The sequence below is a fragment of the Pseudomonas sp. Irchel s3h9 genome, from assembly GCF_900187475.1.
In the GTDB taxonomy this organism is placed as follows: Bacteria; Pseudomonadota; Gammaproteobacteria; order Pseudomonadales; family Pseudomonadaceae; genus Aquipseudomonas; species Aquipseudomonas neuropathica.
Genome location: NZ_FYDH01000007.1, coordinates 254,656 through 269,639, shown reverse-complemented (window position 1 = coordinate 269,639; position 14,984 = coordinate 254,656). Strand labels below are relative to the sequence as shown.

Annotated in this window: 16 protein-coding genes; 10 read left to right on the top strand and 6 right to left on the bottom strand. The window is 60.5% G+C overall.

Features of this window, described 5'->3' with window-relative positions; translation table 11 throughout:
• Positions 1–278 precede the first annotated feature (278 nt).
• Positions 279–1,661, bottom strand: a complete 1,383-nt coding sequence (locus tag CKW26_RS14235) for an aspartate aminotransferase family protein (protein WP_095049056.1) — start codon at positions 1,659–1,661, stop codon at positions 279–281.
• 157 nt (positions 1,662–1,818) lie between these two features.
• On the opposite strand from CKW26_RS14235, the gene CKW26_RS14230 reads away from it, so the two are divergent.
• From CKW26_RS14230 to CKW26_RS14215, 4 genes are all read left to right on the top strand, one after another.
• Positions 1,819–2,424 (top strand): TetR/AcrR family transcriptional regulator, encoded by a 606-nt coding sequence (locus CKW26_RS14230; RefSeq protein WP_095049055.1) that lies wholly within the window; start codon positions 1,819–1,821, stop codon positions 2,422–2,424.
• A gap of 73 nt (positions 2,425–2,497) precedes the next feature.
• Complete coding sequence (locus CKW26_RS14225) at positions 2,498–3,613, top strand: AI-2E family transporter (protein ID WP_095049054.1); 1,116 nt, start codon at positions 2,498–2,500, stop codon at positions 3,611–3,613.
• 108 nt (positions 3,614–3,721) lie between these two features.
• Entirely contained in the window at positions 3,722–4,510 is a 789-nt protein-coding gene (locus CKW26_RS14220) for a DUF2092 domain-containing protein (protein ID WP_095049053.1), read from the top strand.
• A 1-nt stretch (position 4,511) separates the two neighbouring features.
• A complete protein-coding gene (locus CKW26_RS14215; protein ID WP_095049052.1) occupies positions 4,512–5,096 on the top strand; it encodes a hypothetical protein in 585 nt (194 codons plus the stop codon).
• Here the strand turns inward: CKW26_RS14215 and CKW26_RS14210 are convergent, their stop codons facing one another.
• On the bottom strand, positions 5,097–5,690 hold the full coding sequence (locus CKW26_RS14210) for a hypothetical protein (protein ID WP_095049051.1): 594 nt from the start codon (positions 5,688–5,690) through the stop codon (positions 5,097–5,099).
• 124 nt (positions 5,691–5,814) lie between these two features.
• Here CKW26_RS14210 and CKW26_RS14205 point away from each other — a divergent pair, with 124 nt between their 5' ends.
• Positions 5,815–6,459 carry a nucleotidyltransferase domain-containing protein gene (locus CKW26_RS14205; RefSeq protein ID WP_095049050.1) on the top strand — a complete coding sequence of 215 codons (645 nt, stop codon included), beginning with the start codon at positions 5,815–5,817 and terminating at the stop codon, positions 6,457–6,459.
• Here CKW26_RS14205 and CKW26_RS14200 read toward each other — a convergent pair.
• Complete coding sequence (locus tag CKW26_RS14200) at positions 6,433–7,095, bottom strand: NAD(P)-binding domain-containing protein (RefSeq protein WP_095049049.1); 663 nt, start codon at positions 7,093–7,095, stop codon at positions 6,433–6,435. The genes CKW26_RS14205 and CKW26_RS14200 overlap by 27 nt on opposite strands.
• A gap of 99 nt (positions 7,096–7,194) precedes the next feature.
• Between CKW26_RS14200 and CKW26_RS14195 the strand changes: the two genes are divergently transcribed.
• A complete protein-coding gene (locus CKW26_RS14195; protein WP_095049048.1) occupies positions 7,195–8,082 on the top strand; it encodes a LysR family transcriptional regulator in 888 nt (295 codons plus the stop codon).
• A 31-nt stretch (positions 8,083–8,113) separates the two neighbouring features.
• Here CKW26_RS14195 and proP read toward each other — a convergent pair whose 3' ends face one another.
• The 3 genes from proP to CKW26_RS14180 all read right to left on the bottom strand — a co-directional run bounded on the left by proP (position 8,114) and on the right by CKW26_RS14180 (position 10,843).
• Positions 8,114–9,616 (bottom strand): glycine betaine/L-proline transporter ProP, encoded by a 1,503-nt coding sequence (proP, locus tag CKW26_RS14190; RefSeq protein WP_093431427.1) that lies wholly within the window; start codon positions 9,614–9,616, stop codon positions 8,114–8,116.
• Between the two features lie 250 nt (positions 9,617–9,866).
• Complete coding sequence (locus CKW26_RS14185; RefSeq protein ID WP_095049047.1) at positions 9,867–10,526, bottom strand: DUF3313 domain-containing protein; 660 nt, start codon at positions 10,524–10,526, stop codon at positions 9,867–9,869.
• A complete protein-coding gene (locus CKW26_RS14180; RefSeq protein WP_093431433.1) occupies positions 10,526–10,843 on the bottom strand; it encodes a hypothetical protein in 318 nt (105 codons plus the stop codon). Before CKW26_RS14180 ends, CKW26_RS14185 begins: the two co-directional genes overlap by 1 nt.
• A gap of 148 nt (positions 10,844–10,991) precedes the next feature.
• On the opposite strand from CKW26_RS14180, the gene CKW26_RS14175 reads away from it, so the two are divergent.
• From CKW26_RS14175 to CKW26_RS14160, 4 genes are read left to right on the top strand one after another with little or no spacing between them, the layout of a single operon-like run.
• A complete protein-coding gene (locus tag CKW26_RS14175) occupies positions 10,992–11,714 on the top strand; it encodes a response regulator (RefSeq protein ID WP_095049046.1) in 723 nt (240 codons plus the stop codon).
• Positions 11,711–13,039, top strand: a complete 1,329-nt coding sequence (locus CKW26_RS14170; protein ID WP_095049045.1) for an ATP-binding protein — start codon at positions 11,711–11,713, stop codon at positions 13,037–13,039. The genes CKW26_RS14175 and CKW26_RS14170 overlap by 4 nt, the downstream gene beginning before the upstream one ends.
• Before the next feature lie 56 nt (positions 13,040–13,095).
• Positions 13,096–14,385: an FAD-binding oxidoreductase gene (locus CKW26_RS14165; protein WP_095049044.1), complete on the top strand. Its 1,290-nt coding sequence runs from the start codon at positions 13,096–13,098 to the stop codon at positions 14,383–14,385.
• Between the two features lie 25 nt (positions 14,386–14,410).
• A complete protein-coding gene (locus tag CKW26_RS14160; protein WP_095049043.1) occupies positions 14,411–14,968 on the top strand; it encodes a helix-turn-helix domain-containing protein in 558 nt (185 codons plus the stop codon).
• The last annotated feature ends 16 nt before the right edge of the window (positions 14,969–14,984 follow it).

Genomic DNA, 14,984 nt, shown 5'->3' with positions numbered 1-14,984 from the left:
TGGAGTGGGTGTTCATATCGGTTCTCGTTGCACAGCTATAAGCGACAAGGTTAAGACTGGCGCCTATTTAACACCAAGCGGCGCGCGGAGTAATCGGCGGGATTGATCTCCAACCGATTTTCCCTTTCAGGCTTACACCATTCCCTGTGGGAGCTGGCTTGCCAGCGATGGGGCCAGCCCATTCGATAATGATGTGTCTGAACTATCGCCATCGCTGGCAAGCCAGCTCCCACAGGGATTTTATGGTGTTCACAGACGGCAGGTATGACCGCAGTCGATCACAGCACCCCGTACTCCCGCGCCGTCCGATCCACCGCAATCCGCGTCTTGTCGATCAACTCATCCAGCTCCGTGCGCGTGGCGACCAGCGCAGGGGCCATGATCATCCGTCCCAATGTCGAGCGAATGATCAATCCCTCCTCAAAGCCAATCGTGCGGCAACGCCAGGCGATGTCGTTTTCATTGGCAAAACGCTTGCGGCTGGACTTGTCCTCAGCAAACTGCAACGCCGCCACCAGCCCGACGCCCTGAATTTCACCCACCAAAGGGTGATTGCCAAACACTTCGCGCAGGCAATTCTGCAGATACGGCCCGGTGTCGGTTTTCACCTGGGTGACCACACCTTCATCACGCAACGCCTTGAGGTTGGCAATCGCCACCGCGGCCGCGACCGGGTGCCCGGAATAGGTCAGGCCGTGGGCAAACACGCCACCTTTCTCGACCAGTGCTTCTGCCATGCGCCGCGACAGAATCAATCCACCCATAGGGATGTAACCCGAGGTCAGGCCTTTGGCGATCGATAATGTGTCGGGCTCAAAACCAAATGCCTGATGGGCGAACCATTCACCGGTGCGACCAAAACCACCAATCACTTCATCCGCACACAACAACACATCGTATTTACGGCAAATACGCTGGATTTCCGGCCAGTACGTCGCCGGCGGAATGATCATCCCACCCGCACCCTGAAACGGTTCTGCGACGAACGCGGCGACCTTGTCGGCGCCTAGCTCAAGAATCTTGTCTTCCAGTTGCCGCGCCGCTTGCAGGCCGAATGCTTCCGGGCTGAGATTACCTTCATGGGCGAACCAGTACGGCTCATCAATGTGCGCGACATCGGGAATGGTCCCGCCCATCTCATGCATGAATTTCATCCCGCCCAACGCCGTCGCGGCCAGGGTCGAGCCGTGGTAGCCGTTCCAGCGGCCGATCATGATTTTCTTCTCGGGCTGGCCCATCACCTGCCAGAACTTGCGCACGGTGCGGATCAGCACTTCGTTGGCTTCGGAGCCGGAGTTGGTATAGATCGCGTGGCTGTAGTGCTTGGGCAACAGACTGAAGAGCAGTTCGGACAGCTCGATCACCGCGGGGTGAGTGGTGTGGAAGAACATGTTGTAGTAGGGCAGTTGTTCCAGCTGTGCGGTCGCGGCGGCCGCGAGATCCTTGCGCCCGTAGCCGAGGTTGGTGCACCACAGGCCGGACATGCCATCCAGGTAACGATTGCCGTCGTTATCCCTCAACGCCAGCCGATCACCGCTGACCATCACCCGCGGACCTTCCTCGTTGAGCGCCTTCTGATCAACGAACGCGTGGATGTGGTGAGCGGCGTCAGAGGCTTGGTAATCGCGGGTACTGCGGGTCGAATCGAGTTCGGCGGACATGGCGGATCTCCAGAGCAAAGGGCAAGTGAGTGAGCTCGTTGCAGCGCTGCACGGAGAAAGTTTTGTCATCTAAAAATATTTTTGTAAAGAAAATATTTGTCGGTGAAAAAAGATCTCCGTAGGCTGAGGGCCATTGGCAAGGATCATCAGAGGCAACATGAGCGGACTCAGAGAACGGCAGAAGGAACAGCGCCGGCAGGTGATTGCCGAGGCGGCGCTCGAGTTGTTCAAGCGCAACGGTTTTGCGGCTACCACGCTGGACCAGATCGCCGTGCAGGCGGGGGTTTCCGCCCCCACCGTGGTCAACTATTTCGGCGGCAAGCAGGAGATTCTGCTGGCCTTGCTCAAGCAACCCGACGAGCAAGCCATGCGCGAGGCGCGGGCGAATCTCGACGATGCCAGTGATCCGCTGGAAGCGCTGTGCGAGTTCGAAGGGCTGATGACCGATTACCAGCTACAAGCGATGCCGGCTTCGTTATGGCGAGAATTGGCGCCGTTCCTGCTGACCGGTGAGTTGGCTGAGGCGATGAGCCCGTGGAATGCCGCCGTGATCGAAGAGACCAAAGCGCTGCTTCTGCATTTTCAGCAGGCCGGCAAAGTGCGCGAATTGATCGATCTCGACGTGGTGGCGACGCTGTTCAACCAATACGCAAACATGGCGTTCATTCGCCTCGCCACGCAGGAGGTGCCGGATCGCCCCGCGCACGCCTTGCACATGCGCGGGGTTCTGAATCTGTTGTGTCACGGCATGCTGGAGCGCTAAGGCTAAAAGACGATGAGCTGGAAGTGGACTAGGCTCACAGCGGTTCAACGCTGGCCCAATCAGGAGAGCCGACATGGAAGACAAACCGCTGATAACGTTTCAGAGTTCCAGAGCATTGCTCGACGTGCTCATTCGAGCGGGCCTGATCACCGTTCTGGTGCTGTTCTGCTACGACATTTTCCATCCGTTTCTCAATGTCATGCTGTGGGCGCTGATCCTGGCCGTCACGCTGTATCCGCTGAATCAGGCTCTGGGCGCCAAACTCGGTAATCGCTACGGTTGGGCGGCAATCATTCTGGTGCTGCTGGGCCTGGTGATTCTGATGCTGCCGTTGAGCCTGCTGGGTGCTTCGATCGCCGATTCGATCAAGGGCAGCATGCACACGTTCGAAGCGGGGCAGTTCGAGATACCGCCGCCACCGGCCAGTGTTGAAGGCTGGCCGTTGATTGGCGCGCCGCTTTACGGCATCTGGATGCATGCGTCACAGGATCTGAGCTGGGTGTTTCAGGAACTGGCGCCACACCTCAAGGACTGGAGCAAAGTGGTGTTGCATCAAGCCGCCGGCGTCGGCGCAGGCATCGTGGTGTTTGTGATTGCCTTGATCGTTGCCGGGCTGATCATGCATCACGGCGAGCGCGGCCACCGCACAGCAGTGGCTGTCACCACACGCATTTCCGGGCCGGTGCGCGGCCCGCAGATTGCCCAACTGTGCACGGCAACCATCCGCGCCGTGGCACAGGGTGTGGTCGGCATCGCCTTTATTCAGATGCTGCTGGTCGGCGTGGCACTGGTGGTCATGGGCGTACCGGCGGCCGGTGTTCTCGCCTTGATGGTGCTGCTGCTGGGCATCACCCAATTGCCGGTGTTGCTGATCACGCTGCCCATCGTGATTTATGTCTTCGCCGTGGACGGGGTCAGCGCCAGCACGATTATCTTTGCGGTGTGGATGGCGATTGCCGGGCTTGCCGACAACGTGCTCAAGCCGATGCTGCTGGGACGCGGCGTCGCGGTGCCGATGCCAGTAGTCCTGATCGGCGCGCTCGGGGGCATGGTCACCAGCGGCATTATTGGTTTGTTCACCGGGCCGGTGATTCTGGCGGTTGGCTATGAATTGTTCATCGGCTGGGTCTATCAACCGGCCGATATCACCGAGCTTCTGGAGAGCCAGCGCAAAGAAAATCTACCGTGACACTCATCCCTCTCGCTGATGCATTGGCGTACACCTTAGCGGACGTCTAGGCTGGTCAGTCAGTCGCCCTTCGGGCGCAACGCCCACGCAGGGACAGGAGCGGAACCGATGAAAGCCCCAGCCAGTATTGTCTGCCTGATGTTCACACTGGTTCTCGCGCCGGGAGTCCGCGCCGAAGACCCGCCGGCGGCGCCCCCTCCAGCGGCCACCGATGATGCGCCGTTGATCAACCCGCAAGTGGTCGACAAGCTCATTGATATGGGCGATTACCTGCGCAGCCTGCCGAAATTCCAGGTCGACGCCCAAGTCTCGCGCGACACGGTTCTGGAGTCCGGGCAGAAGATCAAGACCGAGTCCGCCAACACCCTGAAAGTGGTCGGCCATGATCGCCTGTATGCGAAAAGCGAAGGCGATGTGCGCACCCGCGAGTTTTTCTATAACGGCAAAAAACTCACCCAGTATTCGCCATACCTGAAGTACTACACCACCGTCGACGCCCCGGCCACCGTGGCGGAAACCCTGCACAAGGTCGAGAATTTCTACGGTGTGCAGGTGCCGATGGAGGACCTGTTTCTGTTCGGCAGTGATCAGGCGCAGATCGATGCCTTGAAAGCCGCGTTGTACGTGGGCCCGTCGGTCATCAAAGGCCAGCTCTGCGATCATTTGGCGTTTCGCCAGGAAGGTATCGACTGGCAATTGTGGCTGACCCGCTCCGACAAACCCTTGCCGTGCAAGCTGGTGATCACCACCACCGACGATAAGAGCTTCCCCGAGTACAGCGCGGTGTATCAGTGGAACCTCAAGCCGACCATTCCGGACACGCAGTTCACCTTCAAACCGGGCAAAGGCGATGTGGCGATTGCGTTTAAAAAAGCCAGCGATCAGGGAGGGCAGTGACATGAACAAGTCGATGACGTGGAGTTTGTTGTTGTCGCTGGCCGCCGCCACGCTGCTGACCGCCGGTTATGTCGTCGAAGCCGATGCCCGGGGGCAACGCGCCCAGGGGCATGCCCGCGCCAACGTCAACCGCGCGCCGGCGCCGAATGCGCAACGGGCGCAGCGGATCAATGCGCCGCAGCGCACCAACAATGTCAGTGCCGGTAACCGGGTCAATTCGGGCAATCGGGTCAATTCGGGTAACCGGGTCAATGCCGGCAACAACGTTGGTAACCGTACGAACGTCAACAACGGCAACCGAAACGTCAACATCGACAACAGCCGCGATGTCGATATTGATGTCGACGGCCATGGCCGTTATGGCTACGACGATCACTACCATCCGGTGGCGGCCGCAGTGGCGGTAACGGCAACCGTCGCGGCCACTGCGGCGGTGGTAGGGGCAATCTTTACCCCGGCGCAAATGCCCAGCAGTTGCGTGCAGGTGATTCAGTACAACGTCGCCTACATGCAATGCGGCTCGACCTGGTACCAGCCGCAGTATCAGGGCAGTGATGTGACGTATGTGGTGGTCAATGCGCCTTGATCAGGCTTTCGGCACCCACGCTTGCATCTGCGCCAACATGCCACGGCCGCCTCGGCGTAACCCGGTGGCCAGGGTCAGCCACGACAGCTCAGTAATGATGACGTGTGCGGCAGGCACCAGTCGCACTTCACCGGCAGTGCTGCCCGCCGGGCCACCGTCCGGCATGAAAATCGTCAGCCAGTCATCCACGCTCTCAACGATCAGGCACAGGCGAAAGCCTTCGCCCTCGGCAATCAGGCCGACCTTGGAACCGTCCTCGTTTTCCAGCCCGGCAAACCGCGCCGTGGTGTCCTTGAACAACTGGTAACCGGGCAGGTTGCTGAGCAGCTTGTTTTCCGTGGCCTCCAGCGCCCGCGCCGCCGCAGACGTGCGTGCCAGCAGCCCGGCGAGAAAACACAGGACGATCAGGCCCAGCAACGTCGCCACACTCACCAGCGTCACGCCCGCCACGTCATAGCCTTTGAACATCGGCAACAACTTCTCCATCGGCCCGCGCAGCAGGTGGATGGCTTTTTCGATCAGCACGACAATCAGCACCAGCGGCAGGATGAACAGCAGCCCGCCGATCACGGTGGTCTTGATGAACTTGAACATGACGGCTCCTTGAATGACGTGCGATCCGTTTCAAGGCTAGCTGATAAAAATCTTGAGCCGGGTGGTGAAAGCGGTTCGAATGGCGCACTCCCGTTATCCATCAATAGAACAACGAGCCTGAGACATGACGACAGCCCGGCCGCTGGTGCCCGATCAAGAGCAATGGCAACCCTGGACACCTGACGAATTAGCCCGACGTCTGAGCGCGGTAAACTACCCGTGGTGTGTAGTCGGCGGCTGGGCGCTGGACTTGTGGCACGGGCGGCAAACCCGGACTCACAATGATCTGGAGTTCACGGTGTTGCGGGCGGATTTTGCGTGTTTTCGTCAGGCGCTGAGCGATCTCGACTTCTACGCGGTGAAGGACGGTACGTTCCAGGTTTTGTCAGCGATTTGCTTGCCCGCCGCAGACATTTTTCAGGTCTGGGGATACGACCGCGCCGCACAGGCCTGGCGCGTGGATGTGATGATCGAACCAGGCACGCCGGACACCTGGGTTTATAAACGCGATCCGTCGATTGTCTGTTCACGCGCCGACATGGTGATGCGCAGCACGGCCGGCATTCCGTATCTGCGACCTGCTGCCGTTCTCTTGTTCAAAGCCAAGCACACGCGCGCCAAAGACCGCAGCGATTTCGCCATGGCTTTACCGCGGATGTCGGTGCAGGAACGCGTGTGGCTGGTTCGACATTTGACGCTGTTGCACCCGGAGCACGACTGGCTGGACGCTGTTCAGGCTTTATCAGCGCCGCCAACTGCCCAAGGGTAACTCGACCTCGCGCTCGGCAGCAGCCAGGGCTATCTCCAGCCCGGACTTGTCCAGCGGCGCGCAGTAAGCCGGTTTCGCCCGCTCGAATCGCCAGCTCTCATCGAGGCCTCCGGCGTCGACCGCATCGAAGCCGAGTTCGTCCAGCAAACCCACGACCAACGCCTTGGCGTCAGCGTCATCTGCGGCGACGGGCAGGGCGCGCCGCTCGCTGGAGCCGTGCGGGCGGGCATCGGTGAGCAAGTCCGCGGCGAGGATGGCATTGAACACCTTGACCACGGTGGCGCCCTGCAGATGCTCGGCGAGCAAACGGCTGGTGGTGGTCTGGAAGGTGTCGAGTCCGGCGATGTGTCCGTCGCGATCGGGGTAATAGTTGTTGGCGTCGAGCACGATTCTCCCTTCGAACCAGGCTGGCGGCAGGCTCGGGATGTGTTCGTAGGGGATGGCCAGCAACACCACGTCGGCAAACTGTGTGGCCTGTTCGGCCGTGCCGATCTGGCAGCCGGTGATGCCGGCGAGCACGCTGCTCATGGTCTTCGGGTCGCGTGAGTTACTGAGCATTACTTCGTGCCCGGCGGCGAGGGCGATTTGCGCGACGGCGCGCCCAATGAATCCGGCTCCAACGATTCCAATTCGCATGGTGTGTTCCTCTGTCAGGTGGGGAGCCACTATGATGATTCATGACCAGATGCAGATAAATTGCACTCTGTTACTTACTTTCGCTAACAGGAGTTTCGAATGGATCGTCTGACCAGCATGGCGGCTTTCGTGATGGCGGCCGAAGCGGGCTCCTACGCCAGTGCCGCGCAACGCCTCGACATGTCGGCGCAAATGGTTGCCAAACACGTGGCCGCCCTTGAACAGCGGCTGGGTGCGCGGTTGCTCAATCGCACCACGCGCCGGCAGAGCCTGACCGAACTGGGCCAGGCCTACTACGAGCGCTGCAAGCACATCGTCACTGAGGCAGAGACCGCTGATTCGCTGGCGCAAATCATGAATGACACGCCGCGCGGCAAGCTCAGGATCAGCGCGCCGGTAACCTTCGGTTCGTACAGCCTGATGCCGTTCATGACCGCGTTCTTGCGCGAATTCCCTGAAGTGGAAATTGATCTGCACCTGACAGACCGTGCGGTGGATCTGGTGGAGGAGGGGTTTGAGGTGGCTTTCCGGATCGGCCCGTTGGCCACGGCTAGCCTCACCGCCAGGCCCTTGGCCGCGTATCGCTTGATTGTCTGCGCGGCGCCACGCTATCTGGCAGAACACGGCACGCCGCAAGTGCCCGCCGATCTGCAACAACATGAGTGCCTGGGTTATGCCTATTGGTCACGGCCTGCCGATCACGAGTGGTCGTTTTTCAACGGTGCGCAGGTCGAGCGCGTGCCGGTGAGCAGTCGCTTGCACGTCAACGAGAGCAAGGCGTTGTTGTCAGCGGCGGTGGATGGTTTCGGGATTGTGCTGGGGCCTGCCGACTTTCTTGAAGCGGCATTGCGCAGAGGCGAGTTGGTGAGGTTGTTGGAGGGGTTTGAGGCGCCGAGCAGAGCGATGCATCTGCTGTACACGGCGCATCGGCAGAAGACCGCGAAAGTGCGCCAGTTCATCGATGCCGCGGTCAGCCGATTTGGCTGACCGGGCGATTTGGATGAGTGAATAAAACGACTCAGTTAATTCGCGGATGCTGCTGCACCAGTTCCTTGCGCTTGGCTTCCAGCGCGGCGATTTCGGCGTCGATGTCTTCGATCTTCTGCTCGATGTTGTCGTGGTGCTCTTGCAGCAGTTCCTTGGCTTCCTCGAGGTCCGAGGCTGCCGGCGCGGCACCGCGCAATGGCTTGTTCGCGGTTTCCTTCATGGTCACCCCGGTGGCCAGACCGATCACGGCGATGACCATCAGGTAATACGCCGGCATGTACAGATTATTGGTGCTCTCGACCAGCCACGCGACCACGGTCGGAGTCAGGCCGGCAATCAATACCGAGACGTTGAAAGCTGCCGCCAGCGCGCTGTAGCGAATGTGCGTGGGAAACATTGCCGGCAGGGTGGAGGCCATGACACCGATAAAGAAGTTCAGTAGCACGGCCAGCATCAGCAGACCGGCGAAGATCAAACCGATCTTGCCGCTGTTGATCAGCATGAACGCCGGAATCGCCAGAATGAACAAACCGATGCTGCCAACCACGATGAAAGGCTTGCGGCCGATCTTGTCGCTGATAAAGCCAATCGCCGGTTGTACGAAGAGCATGCCGACCATGATCGCGATGATGATCAACACGCCACGGTTTTCGCTGTAGTGCAGATTGTGCGAGAGGTAACTCGGCATATAGGTGAGCAGCATGTAGTAGGTGACGTTGGTCACCGCCACCACGCCGATGCAGGTCATCAGGCTGCGCCAGTGTTTGGTCGCGACCTCTTTGAACGAGACTTTCGGGCCACCGGCGAGGCCTTCGCGATCGCCTTGCTCAAGCTTTTCGACGTGCTGCTGGAACGCCGGGGTTTCTTCCAGGGCGTGACGTAAGTAGAGGCCGATCATGCCCAGCGGCAAGGCGAGGAAGAACGGCAGACGCCAGCCCCATTCCTCGAACTTCGCTTCGCCGAGCGTAGTGGAAATCAACACCACCACGCCGGCACCGAGGACGAAACCGGCAATCGAGCCGAAATCCAGCCAACTGCCGAGGAAGCCACGCTTGCGGTCCGGCGCGTATTCGGCGACGAAGATCGACGCACCGGTGTATTCACCGCCCACTGAGAAGCCTTGGGCCATTTTCGCCAGCAACAGCAGGATCGGCGCCCAGATGCCAATCGAGGCATAGGAGGGGATGAGGCCAATGGCGAAGGTGCTCAGCGACATGATCACGATGGTCGCGGCGAGGACTTTCTGTCGCCCGTACTTGTCGCCCAAGGCGCCGAAGAACAAGCCGCCCAGCGGCCGGATCAGGAAGGGCACCGAGAACGTCGCCAGCGCGGCGATCATCTGGGTGCCGGGGTCGGCGCCGGGGAAGAACACTTTGCCGAGCACATAGGCGACGAAGCCGTAGACACCAAAGTCGAACCATTCCATGGCATTGCCCAGGGCGGCAGCGGTAATCGCTTTGCGCATCTTGGCGTCGTCGACAATGGTGATGTCGTTCAGGCCGATCGGCTTGACGGTTTTCTTGCGTGATTTCATCCGGGTCTTCTCTTTGCTGATCCATCGTGCCGCGTAGATGCCATCTTTTTGATGGCGCGTACTCTTTGGCTCAGATACATGAGGACACGAAATAATTCACTGCTCGGCGCTTTTTTTCCTTGCACACCTGTGTAGGAGCTGCCGAAGGCTGCGATTGATCGTTCCCACGCTCTGCGTGGGAATGCAGCCGGGGACGCTCCGCGTCCCAATAAGATCGCAGCCTTCGGCAGCTCCTACAGGGGATATGTGTTTACCGGCGGATGGCCGTATACGATTGCCGCAGGTCGCTGGCCCAGCCATCCAGCACAACCTTGACATCATCGGCGGTCAACACCTGCTTGTCGTTCTCCAGCGGCACACCGGTGCCTTTGCGCACCACTTCGGCAATCACCTCGCCGGTCGAACCGTCCTCGAACGACACCTCGGTGGCGACTTGGCTGTCCTGATCGCGGATGCCGGTCGCCGTGCTCACACCGGCAGCGACGAGGGTGACCGGCAGCCACTCATAAAAGCGCAAACCCTGAGTGCTGGTCGCCACTTGGGTGATGGCGGGGCGCACCACCAACGTGTTCGGCCCCGGTTGGTTGACCAGATGCATCACCTTGCCTAATTCCAGTCGCAGCGCCGCATCGTAGTAGTCAGTGACCCCGGACAGCGTGCTCAGCGGAATCCGCGACGTCGGCTCGGCACTTGGGTAAAACTGGCTTGGCGCCAGGTAAACCTGGGTATATCGGCCCCGGGCGAGTGCCGGGCTGACCCACGCCAGGACAGGCTGGCCGGACGGCGACTGGCGCTCGGCCAAGACGCTGTAGTCATGCAGAAAACCGCTGTGTTCGACCTTGTTACTGCTGCAGGCGGACAGGCTCAGGGTGGTGGCGAGGGCCAGCGACAGCGAATGCGTGCGGGTCATTAACGGGTTTCCTTGTGAGGTTGCGTGGCGATGCTGTCGGAACATTCGATGTGCAACTGGCCGTGGCTCATGATCCATTGGATCAGGTCGGCGGCAGCAATGCTGTGGACGTATTCGACCCAGTGCGCATTGGTCGGGCTGAACTGCTCGAAGTAGCGGCGCAGGACGATGCGGCTCTGATCGCTGGAAACGCTCAGGCACGACTCCTGAAACACAATCGGCGTGTCGGGGCCGAGCGCGGCGGTGCGCTGGCTGAGGATCAAGGGACGATTGCTGTTGTGCCCCTCGGCGCAATGGTTGTCGTTCAATAGCTTCATGCGAACCCCCTTGGATTGGAATGGCCGCAGAATGCCCGCGAGGTTTTGCCAGAGAATGTCCGCTTGATGTCTGCTGCGTAGAAATGTTGCTCGATTGAAATAAATGACCCGGGCGCCGAAATGGCTTTAGATTGGCTTTTTTTGGTGCATGGATTCTGTAACTGTGAGCAGACTGCTGTTCGTCGACGACGACGTGGAAATTCTCGCGCTGCTGAAGAAGTTCTTCGTGCAGCACGCCTATGAAGTCGACGTGGCGCCGCACGGCGAGGCTATGTGGGCGGCGATCGCACTGAACCGGCCGGACACGATCATTCTTGATGTGATGATGCCCGGCGAAAGTGGCCTGAGCCTGTGCCAGAAGGTGCGCGCGCAGTTGGGCATTCCGATCATCATGCTCACCGCCATGGCCGAATTGAGTGATCGCATTGTCGGGCTGGAACTGGGCGCGGACGACTATCTGACCAAGCCGTTCGCCCCACAAGAACTGCTCGCTCGCGTACGTGCCTTGCAGCGTCGCGCCGCTGAACAGCGCAACCCGGTCGAGCCTTCCCGCCCGGTGATCGCCTTCGCCGGTTGGCATCTGGACATCACCTGTCGTGAACTGCGCTCACCGGAAAACGTGATGATTCCGCTGTCCGGCGGCGAGTTCGATTTGCTCGTGGTGTTCCTCGATCATCCACAGCGCATACTCACCCGCGAGCAGTTGATCGACCTGACCCACGGCCATGGTCACGACGCTTTTGATCGCAGTATCGATGTGCAAGTCAGCCGCCTGCGGCGCAAGATCGAGCCGGACAGCAAGCGCCCGGACCTGATCCGTACCGTGCGCAACGGCGGTTATCTGTTCACCGCCAAGGTCAGCCGCTCGTGATTCGCCGACTGTGGCGTGGCGACACCCTGCGCCGGCGCATCGCCCTGACGATCATTGCGGCAATGGTCGCGTCGCTGGCGTTGAATGCACTGTTCGTGCAAGTCGCCGGGATCTGGGCGCGGCCACCGATTGAACGCACCGGCCTGCTCGAGCAAATTGCCGCGACATCCCGGGTGATCGAGGCAGCCCCGGCCAACCTGCGCCCGCAACTGGCCGCTGCGGCGAGCAGCGCCATGCTGCAAGTGTCGTGGAAAGCGCAGCGCGCGGACTTCGATCTGCCCAATGACGGCCTTCGCCTGCCAGCGAGCAGGGTGCCGGTGCTGCAGCAACTGCTGGGCAATGATCGAAAAATCGAGGTGTTCAGCCCAGGCGACTGGCCGAACGGCAGTGCCCAGGCGCATTACGCCGCCGTCGTGCAATTGGTCGATGGCAGTTGGTTGTCATTTATCCCGCCGGAGCGCAGTTGGGGTCTGGAATTTGGCGTGCGTATCGTGATCGTCATCGCGTTGGGACTGATTGCCACATTGCTCGTCGCCTGGGTCGCCACCCGGCAACTGGCCAATCCGTTGCAGCGCTTCACGCGTGCCGCCAGAAGATTTGGCACCGACCTGCGCGCACCGCCGATCAAGCTCGAAGGCCCCGACGAAATTCGTCAGGCGATCATTGCCTTCAACACCATGCAGGCGCAGATCCAGCATTTCATCGCCGAGCGCACGCACATGCTGGCGTCGATCTCCCATGATTTACGTGCGCCGCTGACGCGCATGCGCTTGCGCAGCGAATTTATGGAAGATCTCGATCATCAGGGCAAACTGATTCGCGACGTTGAAGAGATGCAGTCGATGATCAACGCCGCGCTCGCGTTCTTCCGCGAAGACACCCACCGCGAGCAGACCACGGCGTTCGATCTGTCGGAGCTGCTGCAAACCATCGTCGATGATTACCGCGATCAGCAGATCAATGTCGACTTCGGCGGCCCGGCGCATCTGGTGTATGAAGGCCGGCCACTGGGGATCAAACGGGTGGTCGTCAATCTGTTGGAGAATGCGCTGAAGTATGCGCAGCGTCCGGTCATTGCGTTGAAGCGTGACGAGTATTCGATTCGCATCGAGATCAGCGACGAAGGCCCCGGCATTCCCGAGGTGGCGTTGGAGCAGGTCTTCGATCCGTTCTTTCGGCTGGAGACTTCGCGCAATCGTGACACCGGCGGTGTGGGTCTGGGTCTTTCCGCAGCGCGAGCCATCGTCCGTGAGCAGGGCGGTGAATTGACGCTGAGCAATCGCAAGAGCGGAGGGTTGATCGCGAAGGTCGAGTTGCCTGTGTGAAATTTCTTCTGTAGATTTTCATGAAATTACAAGAAACAAATTTCATGGGGTCGTGAATGTTTCAGCAATCCAGCCAGCACGTCGACAGCTATTACGCCCACAGTTGCGCCGATATTCTGCGCCATCGGCCGGCGCTGGAAGGCGAACATGACGTCGACGTGGTGATCATCGGCGCCGGTTTCAGTGGCCTGCACACCGCGCTGCGTCTGGCCCTGGCGGGCAAACGCGTGATCGTGCTAGAGGCCAGTCGCGTGGCGTGGGCGGCCTCGGGGCGTAATGGCGGGCAGGCGATTCTTGGCTGGTCGTGCGATATGCCGCCGCTGGAAGCCGCGCTCGGTTATGAGCGGGCCAGACGGCTTTGGGATGGCATGCGCTGGGCTGCCGACGAATTGCGCGAATTGCCCGGGCGCCATGGTTTCGATTGCGACTATCGCCCCGGGCATTTGTGGACGTCGGTGATGCCACGGCGGGTCAGCTTGCTCAGCGAATGGCAACACGAGGCCAGTCACAAGTGGGGCCACGATGCCTTGCAGTTCATTCCTCGTGATCAATTGCCCGAATGGGTGGCCACTGATCGCTATCAGGCCGCGCTGTACGACCCGCAAGGCGCACACCTCAATCCGCTGAAACTGGCGCTTGGCCTGGCGGCCGCCATCGAGCGGGCCGGCGGGCGTATCCACGAGCAAAGCAAGGCGTTGAGTTATCAGGAGGAGGACGACGGTTTCCGGGTCAACACCGCGCGCGGCTCGGTGCGCGCCGATGTGCTGGTGCTGGCGTGCAACGCTTATCTCGATGAACTCGACCCGCAACTGTCCAGTTGCATTCTGCCGGTGGGCACTTATCAGGTCGCCACCGCACCGCTGACGCCTGAGCAGGCCAAGGCGCTGTTGCCGCGCAATGTCTGCGTGACCGACAACCAGTTCGTCCTCGATTACTTCCGCCGCACACCGGACAACCGCTTGTTGTTCGGCGGCGGCTGCACTTACCTGGGCGGCATGCCCAAGGACATCGCGGCGGCGACGCGGCCGTTTCTTGAGCGAGTGTTCCCGCAGCTCCAGGGTGTCGGCATCGAGTTTGCCTGGGGCGGGCATATCGACCTGACGATCAACCGCACGCCGGACGTTGGCGGCGAGGGTAACCGTTATTGGCTGCAAGGCTACTCGGGGCACGGCGTCCTGCCGACATTGGCTGCCGCACGTGCGGTGTCCAATGCGATCCTCGGCGATAGTGATGAATTGGCGCTGTACCAGGGCTTGAGCAATGGCCGTTTCCCCGGTGGCAAACATTTCGCTGCACCGCTGGAAGCCATCGGCAAGGCCTGGTATCGACTGCGCGACAGTATTTGATGAGACTTTTTTTGGAATCGCGGCCATGAACAAGCAAGAAGAAATCGCCGCGCTGGCGATCCTCATCCACGACCTGCGCAAGCACAAGAAGTGGACCCTGAAAGAGCTGGCCGACAAGATCGGCCGTTCGGTCGGCTTCCTGTCGCAGGTCGAGCGCGGACTGTCGCGCCCCACCGTGGCGGACCTGACCGCAATCAGCGAAACCTTCGGCGTGCCGACCACGTATTTCTACAGCCTGCCCAAACCCAAGGAATTGCCGTGGGTGACGCGCCCGGACGAGCGTCGCACGCTGTATTACGCCAATGGCATCACCGACATTCTGGTGTCGCCGCAGATCCGCGCCTCGTTCTCCATGCTCGAAAGCCATCTGGAAGCCGGCGCGAGCAGCGGTGATCGCCATCTGACCGACAGCTCGGAGCAGGGCGGTTATGTCCTCGAAGGCGAGCTGACCTTATGGCTGGGCAACGACGAAGAACCGATCACGCTGAAGGCCGGCGACAGCTTCCAGTTCGACAGCCATACCCGCTGCCGCTACGGCAACCTCTCCGAGCAGCTGACCCGCGTGCTCTGGGTCTACACCTGATCACAACAAAGGATGA

Coding starts and splice junctions, on each gene's coding strand:
- CKW26_RS14180 (WP_093431433.1), bottom strand. CDS start 10,843: ATGAAGCTATTGAACGACAACCATTGCGCCGAGGGGCACAACAGCAAT.
- CKW26_RS14165 (WP_095049044.1), top strand. CDS start 13,096: ATGTTTCAGCAATCCAGCCAGCACGTCGACAGCTATTACGCCCACAGT.
- CKW26_RS14215 (WP_095049052.1), top strand. CDS start 4,512: ATGAACAAGTCGATGACGTGGAGTTTGTTGTTGTCGCTGGCCGCCGCC.
- CKW26_RS14220 (WP_095049053.1), top strand. CDS start 3,722: ATGAAAGCCCCAGCCAGTATTGTCTGCCTGATGTTCACACTGGTTCTC.
- CKW26_RS14200 (WP_095049049.1), bottom strand. CDS start 7,095: ATGCGAATTGGAATCGTTGGAGCCGGATTCATTGGGCGCGCCGTCGCG.
- CKW26_RS14205 (WP_095049050.1), top strand. CDS start 5,815: ATGACGACAGCCCGGCCGCTGGTGCCCGATCAAGAGCAATGGCAACCC.
- CKW26_RS14160 (WP_095049043.1), top strand. CDS start 14,411: ATGAACAAGCAAGAAGAAATCGCCGCGCTGGCGATCCTCATCCACGAC.
- CKW26_RS14185 (WP_095049047.1), bottom strand. CDS start 10,526: ATGACCCGCACGCATTCGCTGTCGCTGGCCCTCGCCACCACCCTGAGC.
- proP (WP_093431427.1), bottom strand. CDS start 9,616: ATGAAATCACGCAAGAAAACCGTCAAGCCGATCGGCCTGAACGACATC.
- CKW26_RS14225 (WP_095049054.1), top strand. CDS start 2,498: ATGGAAGACAAACCGCTGATAACGTTTCAGAGTTCCAGAGCATTGCTC.
- CKW26_RS14175 (WP_095049046.1), top strand. CDS start 10,992: ATGGATTCTGTAACTGTGAGCAGACTGCTGTTCGTCGACGACGACGTG.
- CKW26_RS14235 (WP_095049056.1), bottom strand. CDS start 1,661: ATGTCCGCCGAACTCGATTCGACCCGCAGTACCCGCGATTACCAAGCC.
- CKW26_RS14195 (WP_095049048.1), top strand. CDS start 7,195: ATGGATCGTCTGACCAGCATGGCGGCTTTCGTGATGGCGGCCGAAGCG.
- CKW26_RS14210 (WP_095049051.1), bottom strand. CDS start 5,690: ATGTTCAAGTTCATCAAGACCACCGTGATCGGCGGGCTGCTGTTCATC.
- CKW26_RS14230 (WP_095049055.1), top strand. CDS start 1,819: ATGAGCGGACTCAGAGAACGGCAGAAGGAACAGCGCCGGCAGGTGATT.